Annotated in this window: 18 protein-coding genes; 8 read left to right on the top strand and 10 right to left on the bottom strand. The window is 59.6% G+C overall.

The features are described 5' to 3' along the window. Positions 1 to 30 precede the first annotated feature (30 nt). Positions 31 to 594 carry an HNH endonuclease gene (locus AABE20_RS06605; RefSeq protein ID WP_025826712.1) on the top strand — a complete coding sequence of 188 codons (564 nt, stop codon included), beginning with the start codon at positions 31 to 33 and terminating at the stop codon, positions 592 to 594. Positions 595 to 616: 22 nt separating this feature from the next. Here the strand turns inward: AABE20_RS06605 and AABE20_RS06600 are convergent, their stop codons facing one another. Both AABE20_RS06600 and AABE20_RS06595 read right to left on the bottom strand, forming a co-directional pair. Then, on the bottom strand, positions 617 to 883 hold the full coding sequence (locus AABE20_RS06600) for a hypothetical protein (protein WP_338332606.1): 267 nt from the start codon (positions 881 to 883) through the stop codon (positions 617 to 619). A 186-nt stretch (positions 884 to 1069) separates the two neighbouring features. Continuing rightward, positions 1070 to 1282, bottom strand: coding sequence for a heavy-metal-associated domain-containing protein (locus AABE20_RS06595; protein WP_025826709.1), 213 nt, complete (start codon positions 1280 to 1282; stop codon positions 1070 to 1072). 152 nt (positions 1283 to 1434) lie between these two features. On the opposite strand from AABE20_RS06595, the gene AABE20_RS06590 reads away from it, so the two are divergent. Then, on the top strand, positions 1435 to 2088 hold the full coding sequence (locus tag AABE20_RS06590) for a hypothetical protein (protein WP_338332353.1): 654 nt from the start codon (positions 1435 to 1437) through the stop codon (positions 2086 to 2088). A gap of 79 nt (positions 2089 to 2167) precedes the next feature. On the opposite strand, the gene hpnR is transcribed toward AABE20_RS06590, so the two are convergent. Together hpnR and ndk are read right to left on the bottom strand one after the other, a co-directional pair. Next, positions 2168 to 3709: a hopanoid C-3 methylase HpnR gene (gene hpnR, locus AABE20_RS06585; RefSeq protein WP_338332352.1), complete on the bottom strand. Its 1542-nt coding sequence runs from the start codon at positions 3707 to 3709 to the stop codon at positions 2168 to 2170. Between the two features lie 223 nt (positions 3710 to 3932). Beyond that, the gene (ndk, locus tag AABE20_RS06580; protein WP_338332351.1) at positions 3933 to 4355 is read right to left on the bottom strand and encodes a nucleoside-diphosphate kinase; all 423 of its coding nucleotides are present in this window, start codon (positions 4353 to 4355) and stop codon (positions 3933 to 3935) included. A 139-nt stretch (positions 4356 to 4494) separates the two neighbouring features. On the opposite strand from ndk, the gene AABE20_RS06575 reads away from it, so the two are divergent. Beyond that, the gene (locus AABE20_RS06575) at positions 4495 to 6387 is read left to right on the top strand and encodes an ABC-F family ATP-binding cassette domain-containing protein (RefSeq protein ID WP_338332350.1); all 1893 of its coding nucleotides are present in this window, start codon (positions 4495 to 4497) and stop codon (positions 6385 to 6387) included. A gap of 52 nt (positions 6388 to 6439) precedes the next feature. Here the strand turns inward: AABE20_RS06575 and AABE20_RS06570 are convergent, their stop codons facing one another. Together AABE20_RS06570 and AABE20_RS06565 are read right to left on the bottom strand one after the other, a co-directional pair. Next, the gene (locus AABE20_RS06570) at positions 6440 to 6736 is read right to left on the bottom strand and encodes a hypothetical protein (protein ID WP_338332349.1); all 297 of its coding nucleotides are present in this window, start codon (positions 6734 to 6736) and stop codon (positions 6440 to 6442) included. Positions 6737 to 6920: 184 nt separating this feature from the next. Continuing rightward, positions 6921 to 8132 carry an MFS transporter gene (locus tag AABE20_RS06565; RefSeq protein ID WP_338332348.1) on the bottom strand — a complete coding sequence of 404 codons (1212 nt, stop codon included), beginning with the start codon at positions 8130 to 8132 and terminating at the stop codon, positions 6921 to 6923. A 189-nt stretch (positions 8133 to 8321) separates the two neighbouring features. Here AABE20_RS06565 and AABE20_RS06560 point away from each other — a divergent pair, with 189 nt between their 5' ends. The 5 genes from AABE20_RS06560 (at position 8322) to AABE20_RS06540 (ending at position 12771) form a co-directional block, all read left to right on the top strand. Further along, positions 8322 to 9389, top strand: coding sequence for an AI-2E family transporter (locus AABE20_RS06560; protein WP_408740794.1), 1068 nt, complete (start codon positions 8322 to 8324; stop codon positions 9387 to 9389). Positions 9390 to 9471: 82 nt separating this feature from the next. Continuing rightward, complete coding sequence (locus AABE20_RS06555) at positions 9472 to 10149, top strand: winged helix-turn-helix domain-containing protein (protein WP_165991704.1); 678 nt, start codon at positions 9472 to 9474, stop codon at positions 10147 to 10149. 17 nt (positions 10150 to 10166) lie between these two features. After that, positions 10167 to 11582, top strand: coding sequence for a HAMP domain-containing sensor histidine kinase (locus tag AABE20_RS06550; protein ID WP_338332605.1), 1416 nt, complete (start codon positions 10167 to 10169; stop codon positions 11580 to 11582). A 113-nt stretch (positions 11583 to 11695) separates the two neighbouring features. Continuing rightward, positions 11696 to 12040, top strand: a complete 345-nt coding sequence (locus AABE20_RS06545; protein ID WP_338332346.1) for a hypothetical protein — start codon at positions 11696 to 11698, stop codon at positions 12038 to 12040. After that, positions 12037 to 12771 (top strand): SIMPL domain-containing protein, encoded by a 735-nt coding sequence (locus AABE20_RS06540; RefSeq protein WP_338332345.1) that lies wholly within the window; start codon positions 12037 to 12039, stop codon positions 12769 to 12771. The genes AABE20_RS06545 and AABE20_RS06540 overlap by 4 nt, the downstream gene beginning before the upstream one ends. Positions 12772 to 12926: 155 nt before the next feature. On the opposite strand, the gene infC is transcribed toward AABE20_RS06540, so the two are convergent. From infC to AABE20_RS06520, 4 genes are all read right to left on the bottom strand, one after another. Then, a complete protein-coding gene (gene infC, locus AABE20_RS06535) occupies positions 12927 to 13463 on the bottom strand; it encodes a translation initiation factor IF-3 (RefSeq protein WP_059024330.1) in 537 nt (178 codons plus the stop codon). Positions 13464 to 13619: 156 nt separating this feature from the next. Beyond that, on the bottom strand, positions 13620 to 15551 hold the full coding sequence (gene thrS, locus AABE20_RS06530) for a threonine--tRNA ligase (protein WP_338332344.1): 1932 nt from the start codon (positions 15549 to 15551) through the stop codon (positions 13620 to 13622). Positions 15552 to 15605: 54 nt separating this feature from the next. Beyond that, positions 15606 to 16532 (bottom strand): glycosyltransferase family 9 protein, encoded by a 927-nt coding sequence (locus AABE20_RS06525; RefSeq protein ID WP_338332343.1) that lies wholly within the window; start codon positions 16530 to 16532, stop codon positions 15606 to 15608. Further along, positions 16529 to 17353, bottom strand: coding sequence for a tetratricopeptide repeat protein (locus tag AABE20_RS06520; RefSeq protein ID WP_338332342.1), 825 nt, complete (start codon positions 17351 to 17353; stop codon positions 16529 to 16531). The genes AABE20_RS06525 and AABE20_RS06520 overlap by 4 nt, the downstream gene beginning before the upstream one ends.

Genomic DNA, 17353 nt, shown 5'->3' with positions numbered 1-17353 from the left:
TGTGTTCTCGTGCATACGAGGAGACACGTCTTGGCGGATGGCAGTACTCTAAACTACCCAGCTCTTGTTCTGAACGCAGACTTCCGACCACTTTCCTACTTCCCGCTCTCCCTATGGGGATGGCAGGATGCCATAAAAGCGGTGTGCCTCGACCGGGTTTCGGTCCTGAGCGAATATGACATGGAAGTCCATTCACCCAATCAGGCCTTCCGCCTCCCCAGCGTGATCGCCCTCAAGGACTATGTGCCCGCAGCCCGCAAACCGGCCTTTACGCGCTTTAATGTTTTTTTGCGCGACAACTTTTCCTGCCAGTATTGTGGGGAGCGCCACCCCACGCAGGAACTCACGTTTGACCATGTTATTCCCCGCTGCAAGGGCGGGCGCACAAGCTGGGAGAACGTGGTAACCGCCTGCGGCTGCTGCAACCTGCGCAAGGGACCGCACATGCCCCACCATATTGGCATGCTGCCCCGCCGTACCCCCGTACGCCCCACATCGTGGGAGTTACAGGAAAACGGGCGGGCCTTCCCCCCCAATTACCTGCACAAAAGCTGGCGAGACTATTTATACTGGGATGCGGAACTGGAGGGCTGACCCCTCCGCTCCCCCACCCCATTTACCGGGTGTAGGTGTAGCCGTATTCATCGGCCAGTTTTTGCAGGTCCGGTGCGCCTTTAAGGTCGAGCGGCAGAGGTTTGGCCTTGGCCTCGCCCAGCACAAACCCGCCGTTGCTCATGCGCTGGCAGGTATTGGCCGCAAGCGGGAAACTCAAAAACATGGGGCCAGCCATCTGCTTGTGCAGGCAGGTTATGTCCGTATCCAGCAAGGGCACACGCCCGATCTCGGATGAACACCCAGCCAGCAGCAAGCCGCCCGCCGCCATTACCCCCAGAGCAAATTTGTTTGTTTTCTGCGTCACGGACCAGCTTACCTCTGTTTTTGCCTGTCGAGCGGCCTTTTGCCACCGGTTGCTCCGGTGCGGCCCATGGTGCCATGCCCGACCGCCAACAACCAGAGAGCGCAGGTCACGCCCCCTTTCCGCTGGCTGCATGACACGCCAGGAACCTGTTCAGCTTACTTCGTACCCGGCACCACGAATGGCGTCACGCAAGGAAGAAACACCAACACGCGCTGGATCATACGTAACCTTGACCTCGCCATTGGCCAGATTAACGTCCGTACCATCCACACCGTCAATTGCGGCCAGCGCACGTTTTACGGACGAAACACAACCGTCGCATGTCATCCCTTCGACCATAAAGCTTGCTGTCGTCTGGCTCATTGCGTTTGCATCCTTTTTATCAAATTCCATACATGGCGCTTTTACACGGCCATTCTGCTTCTTCCATAACGCAACTCCACCATGATGCGAAACAGAGATGTGCACCGCCTACCAGCCCAAAAGCATGATATAAGGCCAGGATGCCTCACTTTGTGCCCTCCCGGACCGCCGCAGCGCCCCTGCCCCCCCTGTGGCGGAACAGCTTTTTGCACCGGCTTATGCTGGCAACCCTGATCAGCCAGATGGAAAACCGCCTACTGGCCGAAAGCAGCGCCACACGCACGCTGGAAAACTGGCTGCACGAACACAGACTGCTGGACCCACACCAAACCCTGCGCGCCGAGCGCGATGTGGGCGCGCAACGCCCCTGCCCCCCCGATCTGGCGGCAGCACTGGACATACCAGCCCACCCCGGCGCCAACGCCCTGCGCTACCGCAAAATCCGGCTTGTGGGGCACGGTCATATTTATTCGGAAGCGGAAAACTGGTTTGTGCCACAGCGCCTGACCAAAAATATGACAGACACCCTAGAACAGACCGACACACCCTTTGGCCGTGTTGTCTCCCCCCTACGGTTTACCCGCCAACTCATCCGGCGGGAGGCCCTGTGGTCCCCCCTGCCAGATTTATGGGAAACACACCCCCAGCCCCCAAGTTACAAAGAAGGGGCGGAGCCACTGGCCCTGCCCCCTCACCTGTTCCGGCACATCGCACTTTTGCGCACCCATGCGGGCGCACCGTTCAGTCTGGTTGTGGAAACCTATACCCCGCAAGCCTTTGCGTTTGGCCCACCACCCCAGCCCTGAACACACCGGGCGGAGGCAGACCAGCACCCGGACACACGCCCCGGGTGCGACTGATGGGCTTAGAGAGAGAGGGGGGAGGTTAAACCTCTTCCCCCATACGGGTCTTGTCCACAAAGGTTTCTGTTGCATCATCCAGCGCGCGGGTTTTACGCCCGCCGGGGCCATGCACGTACAGGTCGTTGCGGTCGATCTTGTCCACCGCATCGGGCTGCATGGGCATAAGGTAGCGGGCGGGGCGCTGGTGGTCGGCCAGTTGCAGCTCGGGATTGAACACCGAGTTGAACTTCCACAGCATTTTTACAAAGTTGGTCTGACCGTTTTTGAGCAGATTGACCGCAATTCCGGCTGTATCCTTGAGCGCCTGCCAACCCATATGTTTGGTGTTCAGCACCTGCTGGGTTTTGACCAGTTCCTCATAGAACTCGGGCAAAGGCAGCGTGGTGGGCAGCACGGCGTGCTGGATGTCAAACAGGCGGTAGTCACGCGTGGTCAGGCGGCGGGCTTCCTTGTGCCAGATTTCCGTTCCCGGATACGGGGTTGTCACGGAAATGTTCACAATATCAGGAATTTCCAGGCACCACTGCCGCACAGCCTCAAACCGCGCACGGTCCCATGACGGGTCGGCAATAATGTTAATGGCCACAATCAGCCCCAGAGAGCGGGCGTATTCCAGTGCCTCGAAGTTCTTGTCGAGCGAGACGCGCTTACGGAACTGTTTAAGACCTTCCTCATCCACCGCTTCCATGCCGATAAAGATGTAGGACAGCCCGATTTCGCTCCAGACCTTGAACACTTCCTTGTTGCGCAGCAGAACGTCTGCGCGGGTTTCAAGGTAATATTCCTTTTTAATGCCACGCTTTTTAATTTCGTTGGCAATGGCCATGCCGTGCTCTTCATGCACAAAAGCCACGTCATCCACAATAAAGATGCCGGGTTCCTTAATTTCCTCCAGCTCGTCCGCAATCACCTGCGGGCTGGCTGTGCGGTAGGAACGGCCATAAAAGGTCCATGCCGAGCAGAACGTGCAGTCCCACGGGCAGCCACGGGCGAACTCGATGGAGGCGGCCGGGTCGAGCGTGCCAATAAAATACTTGTTGCGGTGGCGCAGCAGGTCGCGCGCGGGGCGCACCTCGTCCAGCGATTTGACAAAAATGGGGGGCGGGCCTTCACCGTCCAGCGTGACAGTGCCGGGGACTTCCAGAATATCCTTGCCGTTCTGCACCGCATCAAGCAGCAGGCCGACCGTGGCATCACCCTCGCCCTTGAGAATGCAGTTGACCGTCCCTTCGGAGAGTTCAAGCACATCCTTGGCAATGAAGGAGACAGAGTGGCCGCCAATAAACTGGAACACTCGCGGAAAGCGGTAGCGCGTTTCGCGGCACAGATCGAGGATTTCGGGCACATTGGCAAGGTAACTGCCGGAATAGCACACCACGTCGGGCTGGAATTCCTCAATCAGCTCCCAGTAATCTTCGTGCGTTTCGGCCTGTAGGTCGATAATCCGCACGTCGTGTCCGGCATTCCGCGCAGCACCCGCCACCAGTTCCAGCCCCAACGGCTCAAGCCGCAGGAAAACTTTGGTGTACATCAGGGCGCTGGGATGAACCGCCAGAACTTTCATGACATTCCTTTCTGCCTACTGCGGGCCGGGAATGCGAACGGCATCCCACCTTGCCTCGTAACGCTGGAGCATAAGGAGTGGTTATATAAGGAATGCGTGAATATTGCCCTATCCTGCGGCCGGGTATCTCCCATGCGCAAGACTTCTGGCTTGGCGGCTAACCGCCATTGTAGCGGCCCCGACGTATGCGCAAGGCACAACGCCGGGGTGTGACCTGACCGTATTAGGGCAGGATTTCCGTTTCAGCAAAGAAGAAGCGGATTTCGTTTGCTGCATTTTCCGCGCTGTCGGAACCATGCACGGAGTTTGCTTCAATGCTTTCAGCAAACTGGGCGCGGATGGTCTTGGGGTCGGCCTTCTTGGGGTCGGTCGCACCCATGACTTCGCGGTTTTTGGCAACAGCGTTTTCGCCTTCGAGCACCTGCACCACAACCGGGCCGGAGATCATGAAGGACACCAGATCGTTATAAAAAGGGCGTTCCTTGTGCACGGCGTAAAAAGCGCCAGCCACAGCCTGGGACAGCTGCACGCGCTTTTGTGCAACAATGCTCAGCCCTGCATCTTCAAACACGGCGTTGATCTTGCCGGTCAGGTTACGACGGGTTGCATCCGGCTTGATAATGGAAAGAGTACGTTCTTTAGCCATAAGGCCCTCCTTGGGTATAAACGCAGATATCCGCCCTGATCTGGCGAACGTTCAGCGTTTCCATCTAGAGCATATCGGCGCTGGCTGGTAGGTACCACACAGAATGTAATCTATAATTCCAGAAGAAACGAGAGTTGCGTTGAGCCTGCTTGTCATCTCCAACCTTAGTCTGCGTATGGCTGGCCGCGTTCTGCTGGACCAGGCGAGCCTTTCCATAGACCCCGGTCGCAAGGTTGGGCTGGTCGGGCGCAATGGTGCGGGCAAGTCCACCCTGCTGGCCGCCATTGCGGGGGATATTGCCCCCGATGGGGGGGAAATCCGCCTGTCTGCCCGTGCGCGCATGGCCCGCGTCAAGCAAGAAGCCCCAGCAGATGGCGCCAACCTGCTGGACACCGTACTGGCCGGAGATACCGAACGCACGGCCCTGCTGGCCGAAGCCGAACAGGCCACGGACCCCATGCGCCTTGGCGAAATACACGAACGCCTGCGCGCCATAGGGGCAGACAGCGCCCCCGCGCGCGCCGGGGCCGTGCTGGCGGGGCTGGGCTTTAGCGCACAGGCGCAACTGCGCCCTGTATCGGACTTTTCGGGCGGGTGGCGCATGCGTGTCTCGCTCGCGACCGCGCTGTTTTTGGAACCCGACCTGCTCCTGCTGGACGAACCCACCAACCATCTGGACCTTGAGGCCACGCTATGGCTGGAGGACTGGCTCCGCCGATTCGCAGGGGCGGCCCTTATTGTCAGCCATGACCGCGGCCTGCTCGACTCCTGCGTGGACGCCATTGCCCACCTTGAGCGCGGCAAGCTGAACCTGACCCCCGGCGGCTACGCAAACTTTGTGCGAATCCGTACCGAACAGGCCCTGCAACAAACCCGACAGGCAGAAAAAATTGCCGCGCGCCGCGCCCATATGCAGTCCTTCGTAGACCGTTTTCGCGCCAAGGCCACCAAGGCCAAACAGGCACAGGCCCGCCTGAAAGCGCTGGAAAAACTGCCCGTGATCGACGCCGTGGTGGAAGATACGGCAGCCCATTTTGCCTTCCCCGAACCGGAGCAGCTTCCGCCCCCCATTCTGAGCGTTAACCGCGCAAGCGTTGGGTATGATGGCACACCGGTGCTGAGCAACCTCTCCTTCCGGCTGGATATGGAAAGCCGCATTGCCCTGCTTGGCGCGAACGGGAACGGTAAATCCACCCTTGCCAAAATGATTGCAGGGCGGCTGGGCGCCCTAACGGGCGATGTGGAGCGTAACCCCCGGCTCAAGGTCGGGTACTTTGCCCAGCATCAGGCCGAGGAACTGCACCTTGAGCAAACCCCGATCGACCACATGGCCCGCGCCCTGCCCAAGGCCACCCCCCATGTGGTCCGCGCCCAGCTTGCGCGCTTCGGGCTGGATGTGGACCGGGCGGAAACAGCGGTCAAAGACCTGTCGGGGGGCGAAAAGGCCCGCCTGCTCCTTGCCCTTGCCACGCGTGATGCCCCCCAGTTGCTGATACTGGACGAACCCACCAACCACCTTGACCTTGATGCGCGCGATGCGCTGATCCGCGCTTTAGCGGATTTTGAAGGGGCAATCGTGCTGATCAGCCATGACCCGCATCTGGTGGAACTGGTGGCAGACCGGCTGTGGCTGGTCGCGGATGCTCAGGTGACCCCGTTTGAAGGGGACATGAGCGAATACCGCACATGGCTGCTTGAGCGCAGCCGCGCGAACAACCGCACAAAACCCGACAACGCAGGCCAGAACAGCCGCAAGGATGAACGCCGCGACCGGGCCGAGGCCCGCAAGGCGCTGGCACCTTTACGCAAAATTGTGAAGGATGCGGAGGCCAGACTGGCCAAGCTGGCAACCGAGCGCACAAAGCTTGAAGCCGCACTGGCAGACCCAGCTTTGTACGCGGATGGCAAGGCAGCGGAAGTAACCCGCCTGAACACTCGGCTGGCAGCCATTGCCAAGGACGAAGCCGAAACCGAAGAACGCTGGCTGGCCGCTGAAGCGGAAATGGAAGAGGCCGCAGCCAGCGACCCGTAAGCACACAGCGGCCCCTCCGCTCATGCAGGGTGGGAGGCTGCTGGCCTGCCTCTTAGGCCGTTATGGATGTGGTGGGGGTGTAATGCACGTCATTCTCCTCCAGAACCTTGCGAAGAGATTTCAGGGATTCAATGTTCTGCTGAACGTTAAAAACCCCATTCTTTTCTTCATAGTCCAAGAGCGAATCGATCATTGAATACATATTGGAGGAGCCACTCACGAGCTTTCCACCATTCACGCCTTCCAATGCAAACCCGTCCATCAGCGCCATTGTCACACTCTGATGGAGCGAAATTTTGCCTTCCACGCTCAGTTCCCGCCTTGCGGATTCCATTTCCTCGGGAGTCATGTTGCTGAAATCCAGAGCCAATGATTTTTTATTCTGGCTCTGTTGTGCAGAGGTCGCGGTACTATTCAGTATCTGGTAGGGGCTGCTGACCTGCATCATCACTCACCTGTAATATTGAACCGTCTGTTCAATGGTTATGAAAAACAGGCAGACAGGTCGAGAAAAAACTGCCCCCACACCCGGCTTACGCAGCGCCGCCTTCCATTTGCGCGGCTTTTCTGGCGTCTCGCTCCTCCACCCGCAGCGAGAGCAGAAAGAGCACCAACCCCACGACCGAGAGCGCCATGCCAGCCCAGCCCGTGGCCTCCAGCCCAAAGCCCACGGCCAGCACCAGCCCACCCAACCACGCCCCAATGGCGTTGGCAAGGTTGAAGGCCGCGTGGTTCATGGATGCTGCAAGGGTTTGCGCATCGGCTGCCACATCCATCAGACGGACCTGCATGGCCGGGCCAATGGCAATGCCACCACCAAGCATAAAAACCGCCAGCGCCGTTAGCCAGACCGAATGCGCGACCAGCGCAAACAGCCCAAGGGCTGCCGCATTCCACAAAAAGGCAAAAATGGTCGCCCATTTCAGATTTTTGTCCATCAGGTAGCCACCGGCCCAGGCCCCCACGCACATGCCCACGCCCCATAGCGCCTGAAAAAGCGGCACCCCCCAGAGCGGCACATGGGTTACGTCCTGCAAGGTTACGGAAAAATAGGTGTACACGCAGAACATGCCGCCACACCCGACCGCCACCGTGCCCATAACGTACCAGACCTGCTTGCGCGAAAATGCCCCCAGTTCCGACAGGGCCGAGCGCGCCCGGTTTGGCGGGTCATACGGCACCCATGCCAGCACCATAAGGCAGCATACCAGACCAATAAGACCAATAAACAGGTAGGACAGCCGCCAGCCAAAATAGGACCCGGCATAGGTTGCAAACGGTGCGCCCACCACGTTGGCAATGGTCAGGCCCGAAAAAACGCGCCCCACGGCCCGCCCCCGGTAGCCACGCTCCACCAGCCCTGCGGCCACCAGTGCGGCAACCCCCATAAAGGAGCCGTGCGGTAATCCGGTAATAAAGCGCGCCAGATCCAGCATGCCCAAGGTTGCGGCAAGTGTGCCCAGCGCATTGGCCAGCGCAAACCACGCCATAAGCATGACCAGCAACTGCCTGCGCGACATCTGTGCCGCCATGACCGACACAACAGGAGCACCCACCACAACACCCAACGCGTAGGCCGAAATGGCCTCCCCCGTGCGTGGGATACTGGCGTGCATGCTGTCCGCCATCTGGGGCAGCAGCCCCATTGCCGCGAACTCTCCCGTGCCGATGGCAAAAGTACCCACCGCCAGAGCGAGAATGGCCTTGGAGGCAGATGCCAGCCCACCGTCGTTCCCGCCAGACATATCTGTTCGTGCTCCTGCAACTATCAAAGAAATTTCTTCTCATATCCGTGCGTGAATGGATAAGAGTACACAAAAAAGTAATAAGTCCTGTGCTTACAGACTAACGAACGGACAGCCGTTACACAGCCTCTCCCGATCCTGAAAGAGTTTTCTTGCATGCCATCAGATAGCGGTTCCCCACCTCCCCACATGCTGCGACCGGACTCCCCCGTCTTTGGCCCCGAACATATTGCCCGCATTCTGCGCCTGTGCGTGGGGGCTGTATGCACTGGCCTGCTCATATGGCTTCTGGGCGACGTGCTTATGGTGGTCTTTGCCTCCGTACTGTGCGCGGTGGTGCTGTATGGGCTGTCCAACATTCTGCGCCGCCGCCTTGGTCTGTCGCATGCATGGGCGCTGTCCATTGTTGTGCTGGCCCTGCTCTGTAGCGCGGCCCTGCTGGTCTGGAACAGCGGCCCCTCCATTGTGAGCGAGGCCATCCGCCTGCAAGACGCTCTGCGCCAGCAGGAAATGGCCCTGCGCGACACCCTGCAAGGCACGCCTACCGGGCAGATGATCCTGAACTACCTGCCTGCCTCCCTTGGTGGGCACCATACCGGGGGGGATAGCGGGCTGGCCAACCTTGGCTCGCGCATTGCCGGGTCTATGACCGGTATTCTCGGTTCCGCGTTTGGCGCCATTGGCACGCTGGTGGTGGTGCTTATTGCCGGGCTGTATTTTGCCATGTCCCCTGCAACCTATGCCAACGGCCTGCTGCGGCTGGTGCCAGAGGAGCGCCGGCCGATCATTCGGCAGTTGCTGCTGCGCGCGGGGCAGACCCTATGGGCGTGGGTTGCTGGCCAGTCGCTGGACATGCTGGTGGTGGGCACGCTCTCGGGCATCGGGTTGTGGTTTATTGGTGTGCCTTTGGCACTTGCACTGGGTGTGCTGGCGGGGATGTGTAATTTTATCCCCTATATTGGCGCCATTATGGGGGCGGTTCCCGCCCTGCTGCTTGCTCTCTCCCTCGGCACGCGGGAGACCATTATGGTGGCCGTGCTGTACAGCGTGATCCAGTTTTTTGAAGGCAATGTGCTGGCACCCGTTATCCAGCGCCATGCAGTGCAGATGCCACCAGCCCTGACCGTGCTGTCCCAGACCCTGTTTGGGGCCATTCTGGGCTTTCCGGGACTGATTTTTGCATCCCCCCTGACGGCGGTTTTGCTGGCAATACTCGATTCCCTCACAAAACCTCTAGCCGAAACAGACCGTATATGAAACATTTCCGCACTAACCCGTGACAAGAACATATATTTCTTGTAAGAATTTGGTAATCCGTTTGGGTAATTGGGGTCTGTCTATGCGTGTTCTTCTAATAGAAGATGATCAAACGGTCCGTAATTTTGTCGCCAAGGGCCTGTCCGAAGCGGGTCATCTGGTGGAACAGGCCGCAGACGGCAAGCAGGGCCTAGCCCTTGCCTGCCAGGATAAGTTCGACGTTATTATTCTGGACCGCATGCTCCCCGGCGGTGTGGAGGGGCTTCATATTCTGGAAACCCTGCGCCGTGAAGGGAACCTGACCCCCGTGCTCCTGCTCTCCGCTTTGGCGGATGTGGACGAAAAAGTGGCCGGGCTTAAAGCCGGTGGGGATGACTACGTTAGCAAACCCTTCTCTTTTTCCGAGCTTCAGGCCCGGCTGGAAGCCCTTGTGCGCCGCAACCGCAACGAGGCCCAACCCTTGACCAAACTGACCGTTGGGGATCTGGAAATTGACCTGCTCTCCCGCTCGGTCCGCCGGGGTGGGCAGAAAATTGACCTCCAGCCGCGCGAGTTCCGGCTGCTGGAATTTTTAATGCGCCATACCGGGCAGGTCGTTACCCGCACCATGCTGCTCGAAGGCGTGTGGGACTACCACTTTGACCCGCAGACCAATGTGATTGATGTCCATATTTCGCGCCTGAGACAGAAAATAGACAAGCCGTTTGAACACGCGCTGGTGCATACCGTCCGTAACGCCGGGTACATGCTTCAGGAATGAACAGAGTCCGGCGATTGATGCAGACCAACTTCCGTAAACTTCGCATCCAATCGGTCAGCCTGCGCTTTGGCATTGTTTACAGTGCCCTGTTCATTAGTTCCGCTATCCTATTTTTATCGTTTGTCTGGTGGGGCACCATTGGCCTGCTGGACCAACGTGTGCGCCACTCCATAGCCCTTGATGCCCACGCCCTGCTCACGGAGTGGACGCATGAGGGTATTCTGGGGCTGGAAAACCTGATCAGCAACCGGCTGGCGCAGGATATAGACGATAACGCCATTTACCTGCTGAGCGCACCAGACGGCAAACTGCTGTCGGGCAATCTGGCCCACTGGCCCGCACGGCTGGACCCAGCCCTAAGCTGGCAAACCCTACCTGTGTTGCGTGATGGGCAGCTCAACCTTGCTCAGGTCCGCATATGGACACTTCAAGGCGATTACCACCTGCTGATCGGGCGCGATATTAGCGAACGCACCCAAATCCAGCGGATGCTGACAGACGCCATGCTCTGGACATGCATTATGGTCGGGTTACTGGCCATTGGCGGCGGCTGGGTTGTGCGAACCCTGTTCCGGCGGATCATTCACTCCATCAACCGCACCACTCTGGCCATTACGCAGGGCGATATGACCCGCCGCATTCCCGTATCCGGCACGGGGGATGAACTGGATGATGTGGCCCTGACCATCAACCAGATGCTCGACCGCATTACCCGGCTTATGGACGGGGTCAAGCAGGTCTCCAACTCCATTGCGCATGACCTGCGCACCCCCATTGCCCGCGCCCGCGCGGAACTGGAAGATGCGTCCACCTCCGCCACAAGCGAGCAGGCCCTACGTGCCGCCATTGATCAGGCCGTGATCAATCTGGACAACGTAACCGGCATTTGCGAAGCCCTGCTGCGCATTGCCCAGATTGAGGCAGGCACCCGCCGTTCGGCTTTTGCCATATTTGATCTGGCCACCACCTTGCGCGACATAGCCGAACTGTATGAAGCCGTGGCCGATGACCACGATCTGAAATTACAGACAGACCTGCCCGCCCACCTGCCCTTCTGGGGCGATCAGGCCATGTTCCAGCAGGCTTTGGCCAATATATTGGACAACGCCATTAAATTCTCCCCTCCGCACGGCTCCATCAACCTGAGCGCTTGGACCCTGCCTTCCCCCACCTCCTCCGAGCGTGAACAGGCTGGCACCATTCGCATTACGGTTGTGGATTGCGGCATTGGCATGAACGAAGCGGACCTTGCCCGCGCATCGGAACGGTTTTTTCGGGCTGAACGCGCACGCCATACCCCCGGCTCCGGCCTTGGGCTGGCCCTTGTGCAGGCCATTGTGGAACTGCATGGTGGCACGCTGCGCCTGTCGCACAACAACCCCGGTTTGGCCGTTACTATTGATGTGCCTGCAATACATGATTTCGATCACTAAAAATAAAATATACGTAATATTACAATGATGACCTAAATCTATTAACGTTAATAGATCGTTTTAGATGGATAGATTTGTTGAAATAACAGACGATTGTGTTTCTTAGTGTTTGTATGAAGTTCCGCTTACCTCTTGTTCTGACCCTTGCACTGGCGTGCGTTGTTGCTGGCGGTTCTGTCACCCTTGCCAGTAACCAGCACCTGCCCGCATCGCTGCCATTTGGCTGGCACTTTTTTCCTGCGCCCAGATTATCTTCCCCTGTGGTTGTAACCTCCGACAGCCTCTCCTTCTGCCTTGAACTTGCCCATTTGGTAGATTCTTATTCAGCAACAAAGCCCTCCGCCTCCGTTTCCAACCTGAAGACAGAAGGCATGGCCCTTTGTGAAACCGGGCATGTCCGCCCCGGACTCGTGCGCTTGCGCCGCGCCTTACTGAATGCAAAAGGAGCACCATCGTGACTCTCCCCACCGTTTTTCGGCCCGTGAGCCTTTTTGCTCTGACCTCGGGCGTGGTTGTTATGGCCTGCAACGCCCCCGCCCACGCCGAAGACAGCAGCACCGCGCCCTATACCCGGCTGGAAATCCACGCCACGGGCACAACACAGGCCGCCCCCGACAAGCTGAGTGCGCGCTTTAGGGCGGAAAGCCAGAACAAAAATGCAGCCTCCGCCCAAAGGGATGTCAATGCCGTGGTAAAAAAAGCCACGGATGAGGCCGCCAAAAATACCGATATCAAAGCCGCCGTCCTCCAGTATTCCGTGTACGAAACACGGCCCGAAAAGGCCCGCCCATACTGGACCGCCAGCCAGACACTGAGTTTTTCGGCAACAGATGGCAAAAGCCTGCTGCCACTGGCCGGACAGTTGCAGGCGCAGGGCCTTATTCTGGAAGGGCTGGACTGGTCGCTCTCTGACGAAAAACGACAGAGCCTGTTTTTGGATGCCGAAAAACAGACGGTAGCGGAACTCAAAAAACAGGCCGATACACTCGCCGCCTCACTTGGCCTGCATGTGGCCCGGTTTACGCAGATCAGCGTATCTGATCAGGGCTACCCGCACCCCATGCCCATTATGCTCCGCGCTGCACCCGCTGGTATTGCTAACGATTCGATCAGCGATAGCCCCTCCAGCACAGCAGAAACCCAGACCGTCCGTGCCGACCTGCGCGCAACCGTGCTGCTCGCCCCCTGAACACTCCATGTGGGGGCGACAAACCCCCACATGGCCAAAGCCAGCCCATAGTGCCGCCCAAAGCACGGTGCATACTGGGCCACACAGAACAAAAAAACCGCCCGGAGGTTATCCCTCGGGCGGTTTTTTGTAACCAATCCAGATTGGACAGGTGCTTAGCGGGGCGCCAGCACCATGATCATCTGGCGGTTTTCAAGGCGGGGCATCTGCTCCACCTTGGCCAGTTCATCAATTTCAGTCCGAATCCGTTCCAGGACCTTGATCCCCAGTTCCTGATGCGCCATTTCGCGCCCGCGGAAACGCAGTGTGACCTTGACCTTATCCCCGTCGCCAATAAAGCTTTTTACAGAGCGCATTTTGACCTGATAGTCATTTTCGTCGATGTTCGGACGAACCTTGACTTCCTTGATCTCAATAACTTTCTGCTTCTTTTTGGCTTCGTTGCGCTTTTTCTGCTGCTCGTACTTGAACTTGCCGTAGTCAAGAATCTTTACAACCGGCGGCTCAGCATTCGGGCTTATTTCCAGCAGGTCCAGCCCAACGCCATAAGCACGGGCCAGTGCATCACGCACGGACATAACGCCCGCCATTTCGCCTGTTTCATCAATCAGGCGAACCTGCGGCACACGAATTTCTTCATTCACACGCGGCCCTTCTTTGCTGGGCGCCGCGGGGTAAGGGGATCTGACTATGGTCGGCTCCTGTAATTCATTTCAAAAACAAACAGAGGCACCGTTATCCGGTGCACCCGCCTGCTGTTAGTATGTGCGCAATTCTCCGCTCTTTATCAAGCGGTCCATGCAATAAATCGGGGGCATTGCAGCATTGCCACAAAAACCCGGCCCGCTTCACGCTTTTTTGCGCAAATCGGGTGGTGTGGCCTCGTGGCTGAGCGTGGCAATGGCCTGATCCAGCGTGAGCACGTCCTGCGCCTGCGAACCAAGGCGGCGCATGGCCACCGTGCCTTCCTCCGCCTCGCGCCGACCAACGACCAGAATAACCGGCACACGCCCCACGCTGTGTTCGCGCACTTTGGCGTTAATCTTGTCATTCCGCACATCGGCTTCAGCCACCAGACCGGCGTTGCGCAGGGCTGCGGCCACCTCCTGCGCATAGGGGGCGGCATCGCTCACAATAGAGGCCACAACAACCTGCACGGGGGCCAGCCACAGCGGGAAGCGCCCCGCGTGCTGTTCGATCAGAATACCAAGGAAACGTTCGAACGAACCCAGAATGGCGCGGTGCAGCATAACAGGGCGATGCTTGGCCGAGTCCTCGCCCACATAGCTGGCGTCCAGCCGTTCGGGCAGCACAAGGTCCACCTGCAAGGTGCCGCACTGCCAGTCCCGCCCAATGGCGTCACGCAGCACAAACTCCAGCTTGGGGCCGTAGAACGCGCCCTCGCCCGGATTATACTCATATTCCACACCGGCCACGGTGCAGGCTTCCTTCAGCGCTGCTTCGGCCTTGTCCCACACCGCTTCGCTGCCTGCGCGCTGTTCGGGGCGATCGGCAAATTTAACGCGGACATGCTCGAACCCAAGGTCCTGATACACTTCATGCAGCATCTGCACGAACTGCACGGTCTCAGCGGCAATCTGGTCTTCGGTGCAGAAGATATGCGCATCATCCTGCGTAAAGCCGCGCACGCGCATCAGGCCGTGCAAAGCGCCCGAGGGTTCGTAACGGTGGCAGGCTCCAAACTCCGCCATACGCAACGGCAGTTCGCGGTAGGAGCGCAGGCCGTGGCGGAAAATCTGCACATGGCAGGGGCAGTTCATGGGTTTGAGGGCGAGGGTTTTATCCTCATCCTCCACCGTGGCCACAAACATATGGTGGCGGTATTTGTCCCAATGGCCGGAGGCCTCCCACAGGCCACGGTCAACAAGCTGGGGGGTGCGGACTTCCTGATACCCGTGGCGGGTCTGCGCACGGCGCATGTAGTCCTGCAAGACGGAGTAAACGCGCCAGCCCTTGGCATGCCAGAAAACCTGCCCGACCGCCTCTTCCTGAAAATGGAACAAGCCCATTTCGCGCCCGATGCGGCGGTGGTCGCGCTTTTCGACTTCCTCAAGCTGGAGCAGGTAGGCGTCCAGTTCCTTCTGGTCGCGCCATGCGGTCCCGTACACGCGGGTTAGCATGGGGTTGCGGTGGTCACCCCGCCAGTATGCCCCTGCCACCTTCATGAGTTTGAAGGCGGTCCCCACATCCTTGGTGGTACGCAGGTGTGGGCCACGGCACAGGTCCAGCCACTGGCCCTGACGATAGATGGAAATATCTTCCGTTTCCGGCAGGTCACGGATCAGCTCGGCTTTGAACGATTCGCCACGTTCTTCAAAAAACGCAATGGCGGCGTCACGCGGCCAGACTTCACGCTCGAACGGCTCCGCCCTTGCTACGATCTCCTTCATCTTGGCTTCGATCGCGGCAAAGTCTTCGGGGGTAAACGGCTCGGCGCGGAAAAAGTCGTAATAGAACCCGTGTTCAATGGACGGGCCAATGGTGACCTGCGTGCCGGGGAACAGTTCCTGCACGGCCTCGGCCAGCACATGGGCCGCATCGTGGCGGATAAGTTCCAGCGATTCCGGGTCTTTTTTGGTAATAAAGCGGACCTTGGCATCAGCCTTTATGGACTGGCGAATATCGCTCAGCTGGCCGTCCACTTCCATGGCGAGCGCCGCCTTGGCCAGCCCCGCACCAATGGATTCCGCCACCGTAGTGCCCGTGACTGGCCCGTCAAAACTACGAACAGAACCGTCAGGGAGGGTGATAGCGGGCATGGGTGCAAGCTCCAGAAGAAAGGGGAGAATAAAAATAGAGGATGTTTAATGGCGCTACCAGAGCGCGGCTGCAACCCTCTGGACCGAAAGGAATGCAAGATCACGCGCCCACAGCACCTCCACCTGCCCCGGCGCATACCCCAAAGGGGCGGTACGCGCGGGCGTACTCTCGCGCGAAAACAGGACAAGGCAGCGGCACCCGACCTCGGCCGCCAGATGCATGGGGCCGGTATCGTTCCCCACAGCCCCCCATGCACGCGCGGCCAGCCCTGCCAGTTCGGGCAGGCTGGTCTGGCCGGTCAGGTCCAGCGCCTGCGGGCAAAGCCGCGTGATCTGGGCGGCCAGAGGCTGCTCCCCCGCGCTGCCCACCACAACGGGCGTTATGCCACGCACCATAAGCTGGACCGCCAGTTGGCCATAATGCTCCGCAGGCCAACGCTTGGCCGGGCGGTGGGGGGCCGCACCGGGCACAAGCAGGGCATAGGGCTGGGGCAGACGTGGGCCTGCCTGCACCAGCCACGCAAGGTCTGGCCTGTCCGTGGGGGCAATGCCCGCCATACGCAACTGGTCCTGCTGGCGGGGGCGTGTGTGCATAATATTGCGCCACGGGTTGGCGTGGGGCAAAGCCGCCGCCGCCACATGCCCCGACCATACCGGCCTGCCCGCCAGCCAGAAATACCGCGCCGTGCGCCCCGATGTCTGCAAATCGTAAACCCGGTCATACCCGCGCAACTGCCGCCGCAGGGTGCGTAGCCCGGCAAGGCTGGTCCAGCGGGGGCGGTGGTCCACCTCCACATGGTCAAACCACGGGGCCAGACGGGCCAGTTCCACAAACGGGCGGGTTGTGAGCAGGGTTATGTGGGCGTCGGGGTGTGCGCGCCTTATGGCCTCAAACGGGCCAAAACTTTGCACAAAATCCCCCAGTGCGCTCAGGCGGATCACCAGAATACGCGCCCGCTCCGCCCCCTGCCCCATGGTCATGGAGAATCGGGGTCTGCGGCCATAACGGCAAGGTCCTGGCGCGCCAGATCGGCCTCGTGGCTATCGGGGGCCAGATCCAGCACTTTCTGCCAGTCCTGCTGCGCACCGGCGGCATCGCCCTTGCGCTCGCGAATAATGCCGCGCTCAAGCAGGGCGGCGGCACTGTCCGGGGCAACAGCCAGCGCGTGAGCAACATGCTGCAAGGCAAGGTCCAGCCGCCCCATTTTGCGCTCGGCCTCGGCCAGCAGAACGTAGGCTTCCGGCATGGCGCCGGGCTGGCGGGCAATGAGGGTGGTTAGTTCCTGCTCCGCCAGATCGGCCCTGTTCTGTGCCAGCACGCTGCGGGCGCGGGCAACCTGCAAAGCCTGATCCGCGGGTTGGGCCTGTAGGCCATAATCCGCGCTGGCCTGCGCCTTGACCGGCACCCCGGCGGAAAGCCACGCCTCGGCGGCTTCCTCCTCCATGGTTGCGCGCAGGGCGGGTGGGGGCACATCCCCTTTTGGCGCGTTCTGGGCCAGTTCATCCAGCTCCCGCGCGGCGGCATCCTCATCCCCGGCTTCCAGCAGGGCCAGTGCGTGGCAATGCCGGGCATCGCGCCCGCCGCCATGGTGCTGCCAGTCCAGTGCGTAATCCCGCGCGCCGTAGGGGTCATCGCCTATCATGGCCATGCAGGTGGTTACGGACCAGACCTGTTTTTTGCCCCCCAACGCCTGTTGCGTGCGGGCCTGCGCAACATCCTCAAGGGAAGATGCTCCCGCCAGAACAACAGCGCCAGCCAGCATGCAAGGCAAGGACCGACGCGCAGAGAAGACTGCTTTCAT

Source organism: Acetobacter zythi (assembly GCF_963921165.1).
GTDB lineage: Bacteria > Pseudomonadota > Alphaproteobacteria > Acetobacterales > Acetobacteraceae > Acetobacter.
This window is presented reverse-complemented; position numbering and strand designations above follow the sequence as displayed.